This window comes from Streptococcus suis (assembly GCF_019794615.1).
In the GTDB taxonomy this organism is placed as follows: Bacteria; Bacillota; Bacilli; order Lactobacillales; family Streptococcaceae; genus Streptococcus; species Streptococcus suis_AI.
In genome coordinates, this window is record NZ_JAIMDU010000005.1 from 59,064 (window position 1) to 76,780 (window position 17,717).

A 17,717-nucleotide genomic window follows, 5' to 3' on the forward strand; every position below is an offset into this window, starting at 1 on the left:
ATGAGTATTAAAGGAGTTAATAACGTGATCAAACCCAATTATGACTGGCAATTATTGACCGGTTTTTCTGATGAACACTTTATCAAATTAGCTAAAAAAGAAGGGCTGGATCCAGTAGCGGCCAAATTGTTGTATGAGCGGGGCATTCATTCGCAAGAAGAACTGCATTCCTTTATCCAACCAAGTTTAGAAGATCTCCATGACCCATACCTGCTTCACGATATGGACAAGGCGGTAGAGCGGATTCGCCGAGCAATCGAAGATTACGAACAGATTTTGATTTATGGAGATTATGATGCAGACGGCATGACCTCAGCATCGATTCTGAAAGAAACTCTGGAGGAAATGGGGGCAGAAGTCCAAGTTTATCTTCCCAATCGTTTCACAGATGGCTATGGGCCGAATCAGTCAGTTTACAAGTATTTTATCGAGCAGCAGGGGATTTCTCTTATTGTGACCGTGGACAATGGCGTAGCAGGTCATGAAGCGATTGCCTATGCCCAGGAAATGGGTGTCGATGTAGTCGTGACAGACCACCATTCCATGCAGGAAATCCTTCCCAATGCCTATGCGATTGTACATCCAGAGCATCCAGAGGGAAATTATCCCTTCAAACATTTGGCGGGATGCGGTGTAGCCTTCAAATTGGCCTGTGCTCTTCTTGAAACTGTTCATGCAGACTTGCTGGATTTGGTCGCAATTGGTACTATCGCTGATATGGTTAGCTTGACCGATGAGAATCGTGTCATGGTCAAATATGGTCTCTCTCTTCTCAAACAGACCGAACGTGCAGGCCTCCAAGAATTGATGAAAATAGCTGGCATTGATATGGATAACCTTGATGAAGAAACAGTTGGTTTCCAACTTGCTCCGAGGTTGAATGCCCTTGGTCGACTCGATGATCCAAATCCAGCCATCGAATTACTGACTGGTTTTGATGACGAAGAAGCCCATCAAATTGCCCTCATGATTGATAGTAAAAATGTAGAACGCAAAGATGTTGTCCAAGCAATTTATGATGAAGCAAAAACCATGTTGCGCCGAGATAGACCTGTTCAAGTTCTGGCTAAAGAAGGTTGGAATCCAGGTGTTTTAGGGATTGTGGCAGGACGCCTACTAGAAGAATTGCACCAGCCTGTTATCGTCTTGTCGATTGAAGATGGTAAGGCAAAGGGTTCGGCTCGTTCGATTGAAGCGGTTGATATTTTCAAGGCCCTTAAAGATCATCAGGACCTCTTTATTGCTTTTGGTGGCCATGCTGGTGCAGCAGGTATGACCTTGAAGGTTGACAAACTTGAAGAGCTTGCTCAAACCTTGGCTGACTACATTATCAAAAATAAGTTGGATCTATCTAGCAAGTCTTCGCTGGTTTTGGATGAAGAATTGGATTTAGAGGAATTAACCTTAGATACCCTAAAATCCTTTGAAAAACTGGCACCATATGGCATGGACAATAAAAAGCCTGTCTTCTATCTCAAGAATTTTCAGGTGGAATCAGCAAGAACCATGGGGCAGAATAATGCTCACCTGAAAGTCCGGATTACAAAAGGGGCTGCTGGATTTGACGTGGTCGCGTTTGGTAAAGGCAATCAAGCCTTGGAATTTTCACAGGCCAAGGGCTTAGAACTAGCTGTTACCTTGTCTGTCAATCAATGGAATGGCAATACTAGTCTTCAGCTCATGTTGGTTGATGCTCGGGTCAATGGTGTTCAACTTTATAATATTCGTGGTAAGCAACATCCTATTCCTGCAGATGTTCCTATTTTGGACATCAATCATCCTGTGACTAGTGAATCTGCTATTGTCCTTGCGACTTTGCCAGAAGATATCAGTAGTCTGCGCAGCTATTTCCAAGAAAAAGAATTTGAGGCCATTTATTTTAAAAATGAAATTGCGAAACCATACTATTTAGATGGGTATGGTAGCCGAGAACAATTCGCTAAATTGTATAAGACCATTTACCAATTTGATGAGTTTGATGTTCGCTACAAACTGAAAGATTTGGCTGGTTACTTAAAAATTAAGGACAGTCTCTTGGTCAAAATGATTCAGATTTTCCAAGAATTAGAATTTGTTACCATTACGGATGGGGTCATGCGGGTCAACAAAGAGGCGCAGAAACGGGAAATTTCAGAAAGTCAGATTTATCAAGACTTAAAACAAACCGTGATGCAGCAAGAGTTAATGGCGCTTGGTACTGTTCAGGAAATCTATGAGTGGCTATGTGGACAGAATTAATCACTATTTGGATACTGTTGATCATTAGTCTGATAGGGATACTGACTTTTGTTGCATGGAATAATAGGCAAAATCGCTTGTTACATCATATAAAGCAATCAGAGCAAGTCCATGCTGGATTGATGGAATTGAGCGGAAGAGGGTGGTCGGAAAAGGCTTTGGCAACTGCTTTTTTAAAGCCCATCCTTCAGTTACCCCAAGCAGAAATTCCTGAATATGTTCAACAGTTCGTAACAGAATCGGCTCTCTTTGCTTCCAAAAGCTACTATAGGTTGCTGAGGGCTGAAAGTCGCACGTTTGACCGAGAGAGGGCAGTAAAGATTATTGCCCAGAGTGTGAGGATGTTAGACTTTCCTGAGGAATTACACCAGAGCCATTTGTCAGATTTGGTGGAAAAAATGGATTGTGATTGCCCTCCCCACCATCCCTTTTGGCAATACTTTGCTAGACTGGTTGACCGAGCTTTTCCAGGTCAACAGCTTTCGCGAACTGAGTTATTAAACAAGCAAGTTCATCAATTGCGCTATTTAATTTCCTATCAGCAGGCTTGTTGGGTTCGAAAGCATTTTGGACAGGGACATACGGATTGGCAGGCTATGGTGGCTTATTTGAATCAATTACCACGCTGGTCGTATCGTCTCAATGAGTCTGCTCGTTTGCATAATAAACGGGGCTTTGGCAACCATAAGGTAGAGCCATTACCAGTCAATATAAAGGTACTCATTGGTTTTCACAGTGAGTTTATCCTCAGTCAGCAGGGGCAGTTCGCCTTGATTTTGGATAAGACTCCGCATCGAAATGGCGTAGTAAATGGGGCTTCATTTAACTACGCTAATGCTAATGATAAGCGTCATACTCAGCTCGATATTGCACCAGTTGGTCCTCACGATCCACAGTTTCGGAAGAAAGCCCTGAGCGCTAAGACAGCTAGCTATTTATCTCCCACACGTATTCGACATTATCAGCGTGGAAAGACACCTGCCGGCTGGGAAACATCTTATTTTAATTCAGATGGCGATTTTTCTTTTGCTGGCAATAGCAGAGCGAGATTGGTGTCTCAGTTGAGTAGACAACTAAGGGCAGATATTCATAAGCTGGATTCCTAGCCTATACTATTAACCGTATTAAAAGCCATTGACACTGAATACAGTTTCTTAGAATAACGTGTCTAGCTCAAAGAAAGATTCGCAATCAGTATAGCAAGAGTCTTTGTCAGGGCTGAAAATATACCAAATGAAAATTTCATGGTATAATGAAGAGTAAAAATTATTTTTTTAAAGTGAGAAAGAAATGAACTTAAAAGATTACATCGCAACCATTCCTGATTATCCAAAAGAGGGGATTGAATTTCGTGATATTAGCCCATTGATGGCGGATGGAAATGCATACAGCTATGCTGTACGTGAAATCGTTCAATACGCAACTGATAAACAAATTGATATGATTGTTGGTCCAGAGGCGCGTGGCTTTATCGTTGGTTGTCCAGTTGCCTTTGAATTGGGAATTGGTTTTGCACCAGTTCGTAAACCAGGTAAGTTACCACGCGAAGTCATCTCAGCTGATTATGAAAAAGAGTATGGTGTAGATACATTGACCATGCATGCCGATGCCATCAAACCAGGTCAGCGCGTGTTGATCGTAGATGATTTGTTGGCAACTGGTGGTACTGTTAAAGCAACGATTGAAATGATTGAAAGACTTGGTGGGATTGTTGCTGGTTGTGCCTTCTTGATTGAACTTGATGATCTTAAAGGTCGTGAAGCCATCGGAAATTACGACTACAAGGTCTTGATGCACTATTAAGTCATTAACATAGAATGATTGAATATTTTTAAGACCTTATAGTTAAAACTTATAACTAAGCCTAGTTTTATTCTAATTGAAATGCTGTTCTTCCTGTTCTATAATAGAGATAAGTTCGTTCAGGAGGTTAGAGTATGCCAATTAAAATCGAAAAATCATTACCGGCAGTAGATATTTTAAGGAAAGAGAATATTTTTGTAATGGATAGCGACCGTGCTAGCCATCAGGATATCCGTCCCATAAAGATATTGATTCTAAATCTCATGCCTCAAAAAATTGTGACGGAGACTCAGTTGCTCCGTCTTTTGGCTAATACGCCATTGCAATTGGAAGTTGAATTCCTCTACATGGCGAGTCATGAATCGAAAAATACTCATTCAGATCATTTAGAACAATTTTACAAAACGTTTGAGCAGGTCAAAGATTCCTATTTTGATGGCTTGATTGTAACTGGAGCACCAGTTGAAAATCTGCCATTCGAAGCTGTAGATTATTGGTCTGAGCTTGTATCTGTATTAGAATGGTCGAAAAATCATGTTTTTTCAACCTTGCATATCTGTTGGGGAGCGCAGGCTGGTCTCTATGCTCGATACGGAGTACAAAAACATAATATGAAACGCAAGCTTTCAGGAGTTTATAGACAGGATGTTGTCAACAATACGAATCCATTGATGCGTGGATTTGACGATGATTTTCAATCGCCGCATTCGCGATACACAGAGGTGAAAGCTGCTGATATTTCTCATTTGAATGACCTTGAAATTCTTTCATGTGGCGAGGAAGTCGGTTTATCGATTTTGGCCAGTAAGAACTTACGAGAAGTCTATAGTTTTGGTCATCTGGAATATGATCGCGATACCCTTGCAAAAGAATACCAGCGAGACTGTTTAGCTGGAAAAAATCCACATATCCCTGAGAATTATTTCAGAAATGATGACCCATCAACTAGACCTGCTCTTTCATGGAATTTGCCTGCTGCTCAATTTTTTACTAACTGGATAAACTACGCGGTCTATCAAGAAACACCGTATGACTGGAAACTATTTGAAGATTCTGCCCTTTCAGCGAGTCTATAAAGAGGATATATGAATTATTCACAGCAATTTCGACAAGGGAATGTAGTCATTCCTGCAGCTCTTTTGTTACATTACAAAGAATTATTTTCATCAGCAGATGATTTTCTTATCTGGCAGTTTTTCTTTTATCAAAATACCTCACATTTGGAATCGTTAGCCCCTAGTGAAGTTGCTCAGGCTACAGGAAAAACAGTGGCACAGGTCAATCAAGCAATTGAAAACCTGCAAGAAGCTGGGCTATTAGAATTTAAAACGATCAGTATCGCAGGAGAAATCGAAATGATTTTTGATGCACTACCTGCACTCGAGAAACTAGATGTGCTATTAGAACCAAAACAACCTGTTGAAATAGTTCGGTCTGAAAATGAATTGAAAACCTTGGTTGGAGATTTTGAAAGGGAATTGGGTCGCTTCCTATCCCCATTTGAAATTGAAGATTTACAAAAGACGGTTGAAGATGACAAAACTTCTGTTGACTTGGTTCGAGCTGCTTTGAAAGAAGCTGTTTTTAACAATAAAACCAATTGGAAATATATCCAGGCTATTTTGCGAAACTGGCGCCGTGAAGGAATAACCACAGTGGCACAGGTAGAAGCTAAAAATATAGAAAGAGACATCCAGAATCCTAAGAATGTAACTGTCTCCAGTGATTTTCTTGATGCAATGAACCTCTGGAAAGAGTAATATGGAAACAAAATTATCAAAAAGACTAGAAACAGTCGCAGATTTTGTGCCACAAGGGGCACGATTAGTTGATGTGGGGAGTGACCATGCTTATCTCCCTCTTTTTTTGGTAGAGCAAAAGCGCATTGATTTTGCCATTGCTGGTGAGGTCGTTCAAGGTCCCTACCAGTCAGCGCTCCAGAATGTTGAGCTGGCAGGTCAATCTGATGCGATTCAGGTACGGCTGGCCAATGGACTTGCTGCAGTAGAGGAACAAGACCAGATTTCAGCGGTGACCATAGCTGGTATGGGAGGGCGTTTAATTGCCGATATTTTAGAAGCTGGAAAAGAAAAGTTGGGTTCGGTTGAACGGCTCATTTTACAACCAAACAATCGCGAAGATGATGTTCGAAATTGGTTGGTTCAGAATCAATTTAAGCTCATTGCTGAAGAGATTGTAGAAGAGAACGATAAGATTTATGAGATTCTGGTAGCAGAAAAAGGTTCAATGGACTTGACAGCTGCTCAATTGCGCTTTGGTCCTTTCTTATCCATCAAACAATCCCCTGTTTTTCAGAAAAAGTGGCTTAAGGAGTTTGATAAGCTGAGTTTAGCTTTGGAACAAGTACCTCTTGAACGCCACAGCGATCGCTCCGCTATTTCCCAAAAAATGGATCAAATAAAGGAGGTTCTTCATGTTAGCTAAGCACGTCATTGATCGTTACCAATCCTTTTGTCCGCCATCTTTGGCCATGGAGGGTGACGTAACTGGTTTGCAGATTGGAACATTGAACAAGGAAATCCAGCGAGTAATGGTCACCTTGGATGTCCGTGAAACGACTGTGGCAGAGGCTATTGATAAACAGATAGACCTGATCATCGTCAAGCACGCTCCAATTTTTCGTCCAATTAAGGATTTAGTGGCTGACAATCCACAGACGAAGATGTATCTGGACTTGATTAAACATGATATTGCGGTCTATGTTAGCCACACTGATATAGATGTAGTGAGTGGTGGGCTTAACGACTGGTTTTGCGAGTTGTTGGGTATCCATGATACAACCTATTTACTGGAGACATCAGAGGGTCAAGGGCTTGGTCGTGTTGGAACAATAGCAGAGCAGACATTAGAAGAGTTGGCCTTGAATGTTAAATCTGTCTTTGGTCTTGATGCTGTACGACTAGTGACTTATGGCCATCAGGCACAACAATATGTCAGTCGAGTTGCAATCTGTGGTGGGAGCGGAGGTTCTTATTATCAGACAGCCCTTGATAAGGGTGCTGAGGTCTACATCACCGGTGATATCTACTACCACACAGGTCAAGACATGTTAACAAAAGGGTTGCTGGCTATTGATCCAGGGCATCATATCGAAGCCTTGTTTATCAGTCGAGTTGCTGATTTGTTGGAAACTTGGAAAAAGGAAGAAGGTTGGGAAGTGGAGATCTTTGTATCGACAGTTTCAACCAATCCATTCAGACATTTATAACCAGTGACCTGACATTGGCTCACATCAAATATAGACAGTCAAGCTACGTTTTTGCGTGGCTTTTTTAGAAAAAAGGCTTGTTTTTTGTTAGCAATTAGGGTATCCTAATTATTGTAATATGTTAGGTTAATTTAGAATGGAAGTTTATTATGAATTGGTTAACACACCAGCCTGTAGTTTTACAGGCCCTCTTGGCTGGTTTATTTACTTGGTTTTGCACCATTGTCGGCTCTGCTGTTGTCTTTTTCTTTAGAACGGTCAGTCGGCGCTTGTTGGATACCATGTTAGGCTTTGCAGCAGGTGTTATGATTGCTGCGTCATTTTGGTCTTTGCTTGCTCCTTCAATTAGTTATGCTGAGCAGACTTATGGCAATCTTGCATGGATTCCTGCAGCAGTCGGCTTTGCAGCAGGTGGTATCTTTTTACGTTTGGTTGACGCAGGTGTTCCACATTTGCATTTAGGTAATGACAAGGAGGAAGCTGAGGGTGGAGACGAGCGAGAGCGAAAAAAATTATCAAAGACTGCCCTCTTATTTTTAGCCATTACCATTCACAATATCCCAGAAGGCTTAGCAGTTGGTGTCACCTTTGGTGCTCTTGCTGCTAATAATAGTTCAGCAGCATTTATTGGAGCTTTGGGTTTGGCTCTTGGTATTGGGATACAAAATATTCCAGAGGGAGCTGCCTTGGCTATTCCGATTCGTACTGACGGTGCATCGCGTTGGAAGGCCTTTTATTGGGGTTCAATGTCTGCTATCGTTGAACCAATCGCAGCTGTACTTGGCGCCTTTGCAGTTTCCTTTATGACCCCTATTTTACCTTACGCCCTTTCCTTTGCAGCTGGTGCAATGATCTTCGTTGTCGTAGAGGAGCTCATTCCAGAATCACAGACAAATGGCAATACAGATATTGCTACTCTGGGACTCATGGCTGGATTTATTATTATGATGATTTTAGATGTTGCCCTGGGGTGAAAGACAGTTAATGTAAAATATAGATTAAAATTCAATTATTTAAAATGCTTGAAAATGATTCTTTCGTGTGCTACAGTGTATTATAAAGGGAATTTTAACTATTGTGTACAGGTGTAGATTCAACAATTGGAAACCTACTATTTTTAGAGTATTCCAAAATGATTTTTCTAGTTTTGGAGAAAACAGCAGGATGACAATTTCACCCTTGTCAAAAAGGATGGTGATAAAAAATGACAACTTGGTACGAATATATGGTAAGAGCAAGTGAACATGCAGGAAGTGACGGAGACTTATGGTTTCGATATCTGTACAAGGTTATTCAAGATAAAGAAACAAAATTAACAGCGGATGATGTTGAACGATTATTGAAAAATCCTACCTTAACTCCATTCCAAAAGATAACCTTACAGGACGCACTAACTGATGGTACTCATACGAGAGAACATGTTTTAAAAGCAAATCGCAAAAGCCAGTCTAAAGATATTTTAAAATTATTTAGAGAAGGAAATTATGGATAAGAAAATCTTATTTGAAGCTCTCAATACGGAACTATCAAAAGAAAACATAGATCTTGAAATTATCTGTGTTGGAGGGTTTGTTCTTGAGTATTACAATCTTCGAGGAACACAAGATGTTGATGCTTTTTATAAAGAAAATGATAAGATTAGAAGAATTATTGCCAAAGTTGGAGATGATTTTAATGTGAATGAACCTGATGAGTTGTGGCTAAATAACAATGTTGCTAACTTGAACAAAATACCACCTCGTTCTATTTGTAATTTAGCATTTTGTTTTTCAAATTTAAAAATTCTTGTCCCTCCTCTTACGTACATTTTAGGAATGAAATTGGAAAGTGGACGAGATAGGGATAAGCAAGATGCTGGAGAGATTGTTAAACTTGAGGAAATTAAGTCAATTAAAGAGATTCATCAAAAACTCAAAGAGTTTGGTTTTCATCTTGATATATCAATTGTTCTAGAAGTTTTTGAAATTGCTTATGGCATGAAATGGTTGGCAAAATATTTGAGAGAACATACTGAAGAATTTAGCCAATTTTAGAAAACGATTTCCGCTGGAAATCGCTTTTTTGTTGAAAAAGGAGTTGCTGATGAAGTAAAGGAAGGTCAATTACTTTCAAATAGCAAATAGTAAAAAGATTCGTACGAAATAAGTACGGCTTTTTTTCTTATGACAGTATGATGAAAAATATGGTATAATCCCGAGTTTCTCACTTAATTTTTCAAAAAAATGCCATAAGTGCTTGATATAGTTGAATTTTTTAAATAATTTTTATCATTATCCTTGTTGTATATGGTTATGTATGTTATAATGTAACTATGGCATTTATCAAAACAACAACGAACAAAGAAGGTCGGACCCATGTCTACCTAGTCGAGGGATATCGTAAAGATGGCAAGGTCAAACAGCGGATTCTCAAAAAATATGGCTTATTGGACGAACTTGAAAAAGACGATCCCGCTATTCTTGACCGATTAAAACAAGAAGCTAAGCAAGGGATTTTAACAGATAAGAAAACTCTAACAGTTGACTATGATTTGCTTGCGCCTATGTATGAACCAGACAAGTCTTATGGTTGGATGGTACTAGATGGTTTGTTTGAGGAATTGGAGTTATCTCATTTTTTAAAATCCCGACCTCATAAGGCTGACTACGACTTGGTTCAAGTACTAAAGCTACTTGTCTTTCAGCGCATCTTACATCCTAATAGTAAACTTGCGACGTATGCTTCTCAGGGTGATTTGTTTGGAGATTGGTCAGTTAGTCGCAATGCTATCTACCGTTCTTTGGATCTCTTGAATTCACTAAAAGAGGACCTTCAACTACATCTGCACAAGGAAGTAAGTCGACGGACAAAGCGTGAAGCTCGTCTGGTTTTCTATGATGTTACTAACTACTACTTTGAAACAGATATCCCTGATAGTGAAGAGGTATCAGAGAACGGAACAATTCTCAAAGAGGGCTTGCGTAGGAGGGGACCTAGTAAGGAACACAGACCTAAGCCTATTGTGCAACTGGGATTGTTTATGGATACCAACGGTATTCCAATCAGCTATAAATTATTCAGAGGCAATCAGACAGACCCTGTGACTTATCTTCCTGCTGTTGAAGAAGTAAAGAAACAATTTGGGATTGAACGAATTGTAGTTGTGGCAGATAAGGCAATGAATAGTCAAAATAATGTTTCAGCTATGGAGAAGCAAGGAGATGGCTGGCTCTTTTCACAAAAGCACCGTGGGAAACGAGGTGCTCCGAAGGATATTCAAGAAAAAATATTGGAAGAATCTGGTTGGCAGTTTAATCAAGAGATCACTTTCGCTAAAAAGTCTTACATTCGAGAGAGAAAACTTGGGACCAAGAAGGATTCTCCAACCGTTAGAGAAAAAGTACTACTGACCTGGTCAAAGAAGTATGAAGATAGAGAACGGATTCGACGTGAAGGGGCTCTTGACTATGCCAATAAGCTAACTGATGCGGAATTGTTTCGACAAACGAGTAAGAAGGGCGGAAAGAAATATCTTGAATTGAGCTATTTGGATAAGGAAACCGGAGAGGTTAAACCATTTTCACCACTTATCCGAATCGACCAAGAACAGGTCGAATTTGATGCTCAATTTGATGGAGTTCATGTCCTTGTGACCAGTGAGATTGAGATGAGCGATGAGGCTATGCTTGCTTCCTACAAGGAATTGTCTAAAATTGAGGATTGCTTCCGTGTAACTAAGATGGAGTTAGAAAGTCGTCCAGTCTATGTTTGGACAGAAGAACATATTCAAGCACACTTTTTAACATGCTTTATTGCCTTGGTTCACTTACGCTTACTCCAACATCAGATTGACTGGAAAATGAGTCCAGAACGGATTACTTCTGCTCTAAATAGTGCAAAGGCCACAAGATTGAGGGATGATTACTATAGGCTTCAAGAGAATTCCGATATGCAGGAGTTAAATAAGCTTTTGGGGTTTGATTGGACCAATGGAATTGTCAAATTTGAAACGCTTAAGAAGTATGGGAAACGTCCATACACAACAAAAAAATAAGAGAAAAGAACAGTGAAATCCCTTGATAGGCAAGGGGTTAGCTGTTCTTTATGCTTTTTTAAGTGATAAACTTGGGAAATAAGTACGGCTTTTTTTCTTATGACAGTATGATGAAAAATATGGTATAATGAACTGATATTAATTGATGGTAGGTACTCTTATATGAAAGGTATTATTCTGGCAGGTGGGTCTGGGACTCGTCTCTACCCATTGACACGCGCAGCTTCTAAACAGCTGATGCCGATTTATGACAAACCAATGATTTATTACCCATTGTCAACACTCATGTTGGCTGGGATTAAAGAAATCTTAATTATTTCTACTCCTCAGGATCTACCACGTTTCAAGGATATGCTTGGTGATGGTTCTGAGTTGGGAATTTCTCTCTCATATGCAGAACAACCAAGCCCAGATGGACTTGCACAAGCCTTCATTATCGGCGAAGAATTCATCGGTGACGACCATGTAGCCCTTATCTTGGGGGATAACATTTACCATGGAAATGGCTTGACCAAGATGTTGCAACGTGCCGCAAGCAAAGATAAAGGAGCAACTGTCTTCGGTTACCAAGTAAAAGACCCAGAACGCTTTGGTGTTGTTGAGTTTGACGCAGATATGAATGCTATCTCTATCGAAGAAAAACCAGAGAATCCAAAATCAAATTTTGCAGTTACAGGTTTGTATTTCTATGACAATGATGTCGTTGAGATTGCGAAAAATATCAAACCATCTCCTCGTGGTGAGCTGGAAATCACTGATGTAAACAAGGCTTACTTAGATCGCGGTGATTTATCAGTTGAATTGATGGGACGTGGTTTTGCATGGTTGGACACAGGGACACATGAAAGTCTCTTGGAAGCAGCTCAATACATCGAAACAGTTCAACGTTTGCAAAACGTTCAAGTGGCAAACTTGGAAGAAATTGCCTACCGCATGGGCTACATCACAAAAGAACAAGTGTACGAATTGGCACAGCCACTCAAGAAAAATGAATACGGACAATACTTGCTCCGTTTGATTGGAGAAGCTTAATGACAGAAAACTTTTTCGGTAAAACACTCGCAGCCCGTCCAGTTGAAGGCATTCCAGGGATGTTAGAATTTGACATTCCAGTTCATGGCGACAACCGTGGCTGGTTTAAGGAGAACTTCCAAAAGGAAAAAATGTTGCCACTCGGCTTCCCAGAAAGCTTTTTTGCAGAAGGAAAATTACAAAATAACGTTTCCTTCTCCCGCAAAAACGTTCTTCGTGGTCTTCACGCAGAGCCTTGGGATAAATACATTTCAGTAGCAGACGGTGGAAAAGTCTTGGGAACTTGGGTCGATCTTCGTGAAGGAGAGACCTTCGGTAATACTTACCAAACCGTTATTGATGCTTCAAAAGGTATCTTCGTTCCGCGCGGAGTAGCCAATGGTTTCCAAGTTTTGTCAGATTTCGTGGCTTACAGCTACTTGGTTAACGACTACTGGGCTTTGGAACTCAAGCCTAAGTATGCTTTCGTCAACTACGCTGACCCTAGCCTCGACATCCAGTGGGAAAACTTAGAAAAAGCAGAAGTCTCAGAAGCAGATAAAAACCACCCACTCCTCAAGGACGTAAAGCCTTTGAGAAAAGAGGACCTCTAATGTTTCAAGCCTTTTTGGAAATAGCGGAGCAGTTAAACAAGCTAGGAATTACCCCCTTGTTAATGGGCTCAGTTGGTTTGGAAAGGCGCACAGGGAAGGACTGGCAGGCAGGAGATTTAGATATTCATGTTCCTAGTGATCCACGTGGCTGGGAAGCCCCAGATGACGAACGGATCTATCGTGCAGATGTGCTGATTGCCATGATGAACCAGTTGGGTTATGTCCTAGTTGACCGTCATGAACATGAATTTCATAAGGACGGCCTATCTGTTGAGTTCGGTGGACTTCATTCACTGCCTGAATTTGCAGGAGTAGAGTTAGAAGATTTGGAAGAACTAGAAACAGCAGGTGTTCGCTATTACCTACCGACACTTGACCAATACCTGAAAATCTACCAAGCCTCTTCAAAAGATTCCTACCGTGCAGAAAATAACAATCAAAAAGACTTTACCAAGATTGCTTACTTGAAGGAAATCTTGAGGTAAAAAAAGTGAGCAAAGCGAGCAGTTCTGTGTGTCATGGCCGTAGTGAGAAGCTCCTTTGCTTTGCTAAGGAGCGGGGGTAACCATGAGACCTTAGGCTCATGGTTTAGTAATGAAACACCTTGGTGGTTGCTTACGACCCCACTACCTAAGGAAACAATCAAAAAAGAAAAAAACTTTTCGGAGAAAAAAATGTCTCAATTTAAAAATATTATCGTAACTGGTGGAGCTGGTTTCATCGGTTCCAACTTCGTACACTATGTTTATAACAACCATCCAGACGTTCACGTAACTGTGTTGGATAAATTAACATATGCAGGAAACAAGGCTAATATTGAAGCTATCCTTGGTGACCGAGTTGAGCTTGTTGTTGGCGACATTGCAGATGCTGAATTGGTTGACAAATTGGCTGCTAAGGCAGATGCAATCGTTCACTATGCGGCAGAAAGCCACAACGACAACTCTCTCAACGACCCAAGTCCGTTCATCCATACCAACTTTATCGGTACCTATACTCTTCTTGAAGCGGCTCGTAAATACGACATCCGTTTCCACCATGTATCAACTGACGAAGTATATGGCGACCTTCCTTTGCGTGAAGATTTACCAGGTCATGGCGAAGGTCCAGGTGAGAAATTTACAGCAGAAACCAACTACAACCCATCATCACCATACTCATCAACCAAGGCTGCTTCAGACTTGATTGTCAAAGCATGGGTGCGTTCATTTGGTGTCAAAGCAACCATTTCAAACTGTTCAAACAACTACGGACCATACCAACACATCGAGAAGTTTATCCCACGCCAAATCACCAACATCTTGGCAGGTATCAAGCCAAAACTGTACGGTGAAGGTAAAAACGTCCGTGACTGGATTCATACCAACGACCACTCGACTGGTGTTTGGGCAATCTTGACAAAAGGCCGTATGGGTGAAACTTACCTAATTGGTGCTGACGGTGAGAAGAACAACAAAGAAGTGCTTGAATTGATTCTTGAAAAAATGGGTCAACCAAAAGACGCTTACGACCACGTGACGGACCGTGCAGGACACGATTTGCGCTATGCTATTGATGCAAGCAAACTTCGTGACGAGCTTGGCTGGACACCACAATTTACAGACTTCTCTCAAGGTTTGGAAGAAACGATCCAGTGGTATACTGACAACCAAGACTGGTGGAAGGCTGAAAAAGAGGCTGTAGAAGCTAACTACGCGAAGACACAAGAAGTGCTTAAATAAGAAATGGAAGGCTGGGCTTTTGTCCAAGCCTTTCTTAAAATAAGGAGTAGACATGATATTAATTACAGGTGCAAATGGTCAGTTGGGTACAGAATTGCGTTACTTATTAGATGAGCGTGGTGTTGAGTATGTAGCTGCCGACGTAGCAGAAATGGACATCACGGACGCAGACAAGGTGGATGCCTTTTTTGCGGAAGTCAAACCAACGGTTGTATACCACTGTGCTGCTTATACAGCAGTTGATATGGCTGAAGATGAAGGCAAGGAGCTAAACTACAAAATTAATGTAACAGGTTCTGAAAATGTTGCCAAGGCAGCAGCTAAATACGGTGCAACCCTTGTCTATATCTCAACAGACTATGTCTTCAACGGTGAGTTGCCAGTCGGTCAAGAATGGCAAGTAGATGATCAACCAGATCCGCAATCTGAATACGGTCGTACCAAGCGCTTGGGTGAGGAAGCAGTTGAGAAGTTTGCAGACAAGTTCTACACTGTTCGTACGGCTTGGGTCTTTGGTAACTACGGTAAAAACTTTGTCTTCACCATGCAAAATCTTGCTCAAACACGAGACACCTTGACCGTTGTCAATGACCAACACGGTCGTCCAACCTGGACTCGTACACTTGCGGAATTCATGGTACACTTGGTGGACACTAAGCAAGCATTTGGCTACTACCATTTGTCAAACGATGCGGCAGAAGATACGACTTGGTTTGACTTTGCGACAGAAATCCTCAAGGATACCAACACTAAGGTATTGCCAGTGGATTCTAGCCAGTTCCCAGCCAAGGCTAAGCGTCCTTTCAACTCAACCATGAGCTTGGATAAGGCAAAGGCGACAGGATTTGTCATCCCGACATGGCAAGAAGCCTTGGAAGAGTTTTATAAGCAAGGGAAACAGTAGAAATTGTAGTCGATTTATTAATTCAAATTATTTTGGCGATTCTCAAAAATCTGGGAATCGTTTTTTCTGTACAATATATGAAGGTGATCAGTCTTTGGATATGTTTTTCCGAATGAAAATAAGAAAAATTTGAAGAATTTTGTTCATATTTTGAAATCTATGCTATAATTTAAGTTGCAGATTGTATTTTTAATATATGTTTAAGATAAATCGTAAAATGCAGTTGAGTCTATTATTTTAGTAACTATATTGAGGAGGAAAATGTGAAAAAGAGAACAATATTCTTTTTATCTGTATGTGCAATGACTTTGAGCGGTTATGTTGTGCAAGCGGATAGTTTAGAGGCTCCCAGTCAGTTAGTTAGTGTGCCTAGTCTTCCTAATACAGGTGGCCAATTGTCTGTTGTTGAAGAAGCTGGCCAAATGAAAGCAGTTCTTTCTAACGTCACTGGAGAAATTGTTGGCGTCACAGGTCAATTTAAATCGGCATCAAATGCTGGTAAAGCAGTAGCATTTACTATTGATGCTCAGGGGCAATATGTTGCTTATTTAGACCGAACAAGTTTTTCTGATGAAGACCAGGCATTTACTTTGGCTTTGGTTGTCAATCTGGTGGATGGCAGTTCACATGCTATGAGTGACTATCATTTCACCTGGTCAAAAGAAGCTGAAACACAACAGAGTTCAAGCGATGTAAACACAATTGAAACATCAGCAACAGCACAGACTGTGGATTCAACATCTTCGACATCTACTAATGACTCTAATGAAACCAGTGATTCAAGTTCTACAACGACTTCATCATCAACAGAAGTAAGTAGCACAACGCTAACAGAGGTATCGACTAATCCTTCTGAAGAGGTAATATCATCCAATGATTCTTTGGCAAAGAAGATTGCTAATACTGTTTCAGACGGCTCATATCAGGCGGAACCGAGCAGTGTTCAGTCTTCAAGCTCTATTGGTACACAGTTGCGATCTGCGTCACTTATGAGAGTTGCAACAAGCTCAAGTACGTCTACACAATCGTCGGCCCAAACAAACACTAGTTCATCTTCGGCTGATTCGACAGTTACTAAAGTTGTCCAAAAAGACCAACTGCTAGAAATTAAGTATACTCGTCCGATTAACAATGGTGAAGTTATTAAATTTGCAGTTTGGTCAGAAAAAAATTCTCAAGATGACATTATTTGGTATAATGCAGACCAAACTGGTGCAGCTTATGCAGACTTGAGAAAGCATCGTGACTACGGTAAATATCAGATTCATACTTACGCAAACCGTAATGGTAAGATGGTTTATTTGGATGCAATAACTTTAGATGTAAGAGAGCCACTTCCAAAACAAAAAATTGTTAAAATTTCAGAATCTAAATTTGAAGTAATTATTTCTGATGTTCCTAACTATTTCAATGGTATTACAGTACCAACATGGACAAATATTAATAATCAAGATGATATAAAGTGGTATGAGGGTATTCGTCAGTCAGATGGTAGTTATAAGGTATCGGTTGATATAAAAAATCACAACTATGAATCTGGTCTGTACCTTGTGCACAGCTATGGCGTTCTTCCGAATAAAAAATTAGTAGCCTTGGCACAAACTACTCACACTGTTCCTCAACCACAGATTAAGCAAACGATTACTCAAACAAGTTTGACTGGTTTTGATGTAGTGATAACCGGTGTTCCCAATTATTATACACGCGTTCAGGTTCCGACATGGACTAATAATAAGAATCAGGATGATATAAAGTGGTATGAGGGGGTTCGTCAATCAGATGGCAGTTATAAGGTATCGGTTGATATAAAAAATCACACCTATGAGACTGGTTTGTATCTTGTACATAGTTACGGTGTTCTACCGAATAAAAAATTAGTAGCCTTGGCACAAACTACTTACACTGTTCCTCAACCACAGATTAAGCAAACGATAACCCAGACCAGTTTGACTGGTTTTGATGTAGTGATAACAGGTGTTCCCGATTATTATACACGTATTCAGGTTCCGACATGGACCAACAGTAAAAATCAAGACGATATTAAATGGTATGAGGGTATTCGTCAATCAGATGGCAGTTATAAGGTATCGGTTGATATAAAAAATCACAACTATGAATCTGGTCTGTACCTTGTGCACAGCTATGGCGTTCTTCCGAATAAAAA

Annotated in this window: 17 protein-coding genes; all 17 read left to right on the forward strand. The window is 40.5% G+C overall.

The window, feature by feature from the left end; genetic code table 11:
* Positions 1–24: 24 nt before the first annotated feature.
* Positions 25–2,238, forward strand: coding sequence for a single-stranded-DNA-specific exonuclease RecJ (gene recJ / locus K6V43_RS02565; protein ID WP_222381479.1), 2,214 nt, complete (start codon positions 25–27; stop codon positions 2,236–2,238).
* On the forward strand, positions 2,223–3,344 hold the full coding sequence (locus K6V43_RS02570; protein WP_261311759.1) for a DUF3114 domain-containing protein: 1,122 nt from the start codon (positions 2,223–2,225) through the stop codon (positions 3,342–3,344). Before recJ ends, K6V43_RS02570 begins: the two co-directional genes overlap by 16 nt.
* 184 nt (positions 3,345–3,528) lie before the next feature.
* Positions 3,529–4,041 (forward strand): adenine phosphoribosyltransferase, encoded by a 513-nt coding sequence (locus K6V43_RS02575; protein WP_024392061.1) that lies wholly within the window; start codon positions 3,529–3,531, stop codon positions 4,039–4,041.
* A gap of 134 nt (positions 4,042–4,175) precedes the next feature.
* On the forward strand, positions 4,176–5,117 hold the full coding sequence (gene metA / locus K6V43_RS02580; RefSeq protein WP_172019673.1) for a homoserine O-acetyltransferase MetA: 942 nt from the start codon (positions 4,176–4,178) through the stop codon (positions 5,115–5,117).
* A 9-nt stretch (positions 5,118–5,126) separates the two neighbouring features.
* Positions 5,127–5,801 carry a DnaD domain-containing protein gene (locus tag K6V43_RS02585; protein ID WP_160864483.1) on the forward strand — a complete coding sequence of 225 codons (675 nt, stop codon included), beginning with the start codon at positions 5,127–5,129 and terminating at the stop codon, positions 5,799–5,801.
* Between the two features lies 1 nt (position 5,802).
* Positions 5,803–6,486 carry a tRNA (adenine(22)-N(1))-methyltransferase gene (locus K6V43_RS02590; protein WP_160864482.1) on the forward strand — a complete coding sequence of 228 codons (684 nt, stop codon included), beginning with the start codon at positions 5,803–5,805 and terminating at the stop codon, positions 6,484–6,486.
* Positions 6,476–7,270, forward strand: coding sequence for a Nif3-like dinuclear metal center hexameric protein (locus K6V43_RS02595; RefSeq protein WP_222381486.1), 795 nt, complete (start codon positions 6,476–6,478; stop codon positions 7,268–7,270). The genes K6V43_RS02590 and K6V43_RS02595 overlap by 11 nt, the downstream gene beginning before the upstream one ends.
* 149 nt (positions 7,271–7,419) lie before the next feature.
* Entirely contained in the window at positions 7,420–8,244 is an 825-nt protein-coding gene (locus tag K6V43_RS02600) for a ZIP family metal transporter (protein ID WP_222381489.1), read from the forward strand.
* A 230-nt stretch (positions 8,245–8,474) separates the two neighbouring features.
* Positions 8,475–8,762, forward strand: coding sequence for a hypothetical protein (locus K6V43_RS02605; RefSeq protein WP_222381492.1), 288 nt, complete (start codon positions 8,475–8,477; stop codon positions 8,760–8,762).
* The gene (locus tag K6V43_RS02610) at positions 8,755–9,303 is read left to right on the forward strand and encodes a DUF6036 family nucleotidyltransferase (protein WP_222381494.1); all 549 of its coding nucleotides are present in this window, start codon (positions 8,755–8,757) and stop codon (positions 9,301–9,303) included. The genes K6V43_RS02605 and K6V43_RS02610 overlap by 8 nt, the downstream gene beginning before the upstream one ends.
* Before the next feature lie 278 nt (positions 9,304–9,581).
* Positions 9,582–11,303 carry an IS1634 family transposase gene (locus K6V43_RS02615; protein WP_222381495.1) on the forward strand — a complete coding sequence of 574 codons (1,722 nt, stop codon included), beginning with the start codon at positions 9,582–9,584 and terminating at the stop codon, positions 11,301–11,303.
* A 162-nt stretch (positions 11,304–11,465) separates the two neighbouring features.
* A complete protein-coding gene (rfbA, locus tag K6V43_RS02620) occupies positions 11,466–12,335 on the forward strand; it encodes a glucose-1-phosphate thymidylyltransferase RfbA (RefSeq protein ID WP_172006591.1) in 870 nt (289 codons plus the stop codon).
* Positions 12,335–12,928 (forward strand): dTDP-4-dehydrorhamnose 3,5-epimerase family protein, encoded by a 594-nt coding sequence (locus K6V43_RS02625; protein ID WP_222381497.1) that lies wholly within the window; start codon positions 12,335–12,337, stop codon positions 12,926–12,928. The genes rfbA and K6V43_RS02625 overlap by 1 nt, the downstream gene beginning before the upstream one ends.
* Entirely contained in the window at positions 12,928–13,413 is a 486-nt protein-coding gene (locus K6V43_RS02630; RefSeq protein WP_216806870.1) for a phosphoribosylanthranilate isomerase, read from the forward strand. The genes K6V43_RS02625 and K6V43_RS02630 overlap by 1 nt, the downstream gene beginning before the upstream one ends.
* 189 nt (positions 13,414–13,602) lie before the next feature.
* Complete coding sequence (gene rfbB, locus K6V43_RS02635) at positions 13,603–14,649, forward strand: dTDP-glucose 4,6-dehydratase (RefSeq protein ID WP_222381498.1); 1,047 nt, start codon at positions 13,603–13,605, stop codon at positions 14,647–14,649.
* 52 nt (positions 14,650–14,701) lie between these two features.
* Positions 14,702–15,553, forward strand: a complete 852-nt coding sequence (gene rfbD, locus K6V43_RS02640; protein ID WP_172130477.1) for a dTDP-4-dehydrorhamnose reductase — start codon at positions 14,702–14,704, stop codon at positions 15,551–15,553.
* Positions 15,554–15,816: 263 nt separating this feature from the next.
* Positions 15,817–17,717 (forward strand): GBS Bsp-like repeat-containing protein (locus tag K6V43_RS11630; RefSeq protein ID WP_222381500.1); only part of this gene is annotated, 1,901 nt, incomplete at its 3' end.

Bases quoted from the DNA above. Each gene is read 5' to 3' on its own strand.
- K6V43_RS02570 (WP_261311759.1), top strand. From the start codon at position 2,223: ATGTGGACAGAATTAATCACTATTTGGATACTGTTGATCATTAGTCTG.
- K6V43_RS02575 (WP_024392061.1), top strand. From the start codon at position 3,529: ATGAACTTAAAAGATTACATCGCAACCATTCCTGATTATCCAAAAGAG.
- metA (WP_172019673.1), top strand. From the start codon at position 4,176: ATGCCAATTAAAATCGAAAAATCATTACCGGCAGTAGATATTTTAAGG.
- K6V43_RS02585 (WP_160864483.1), top strand. From the start codon at position 5,127: ATGAATTATTCACAGCAATTTCGACAAGGGAATGTAGTCATTCCTGCA.
- K6V43_RS02590 (WP_160864482.1), top strand. From the start codon at position 5,803: ATGGAAACAAAATTATCAAAAAGACTAGAAACAGTCGCAGATTTTGTG.
- K6V43_RS02595 (WP_222381486.1), top strand. From the start codon at position 6,476: ATGTTAGCTAAGCACGTCATTGATCGTTACCAATCCTTTTGTCCGCCA.
- K6V43_RS02600 (WP_222381489.1), top strand. From the start codon at position 7,420: ATGAATTGGTTAACACACCAGCCTGTAGTTTTACAGGCCCTCTTGGCT.
- K6V43_RS02605 (WP_222381492.1), top strand. From the start codon at position 8,475: ATGACAACTTGGTACGAATATATGGTAAGAGCAAGTGAACATGCAGGA.
- K6V43_RS02610 (WP_222381494.1), top strand. From the start codon at position 8,755: ATGGATAAGAAAATCTTATTTGAAGCTCTCAATACGGAACTATCAAAA.
- K6V43_RS02615 (WP_222381495.1), top strand. From the start codon at position 9,582: ATGGCATTTATCAAAACAACAACGAACAAAGAAGGTCGGACCCATGTC.
- rfbA (WP_172006591.1), top strand. From the start codon at position 11,466: ATGAAAGGTATTATTCTGGCAGGTGGGTCTGGGACTCGTCTCTACCCA.
- K6V43_RS02625 (WP_222381497.1), top strand. From the start codon at position 12,335: ATGACAGAAAACTTTTTCGGTAAAACACTCGCAGCCCGTCCAGTTGAA.
- K6V43_RS02630 (WP_216806870.1), top strand. From the start codon at position 12,928: ATGTTTCAAGCCTTTTTGGAAATAGCGGAGCAGTTAAACAAGCTAGGA.
- rfbB (WP_222381498.1), top strand. From the start codon at position 13,603: ATGTCTCAATTTAAAAATATTATCGTAACTGGTGGAGCTGGTTTCATC.
- rfbD (WP_172130477.1), top strand. From the start codon at position 14,702: ATGATATTAATTACAGGTGCAAATGGTCAGTTGGGTACAGAATTGCGT.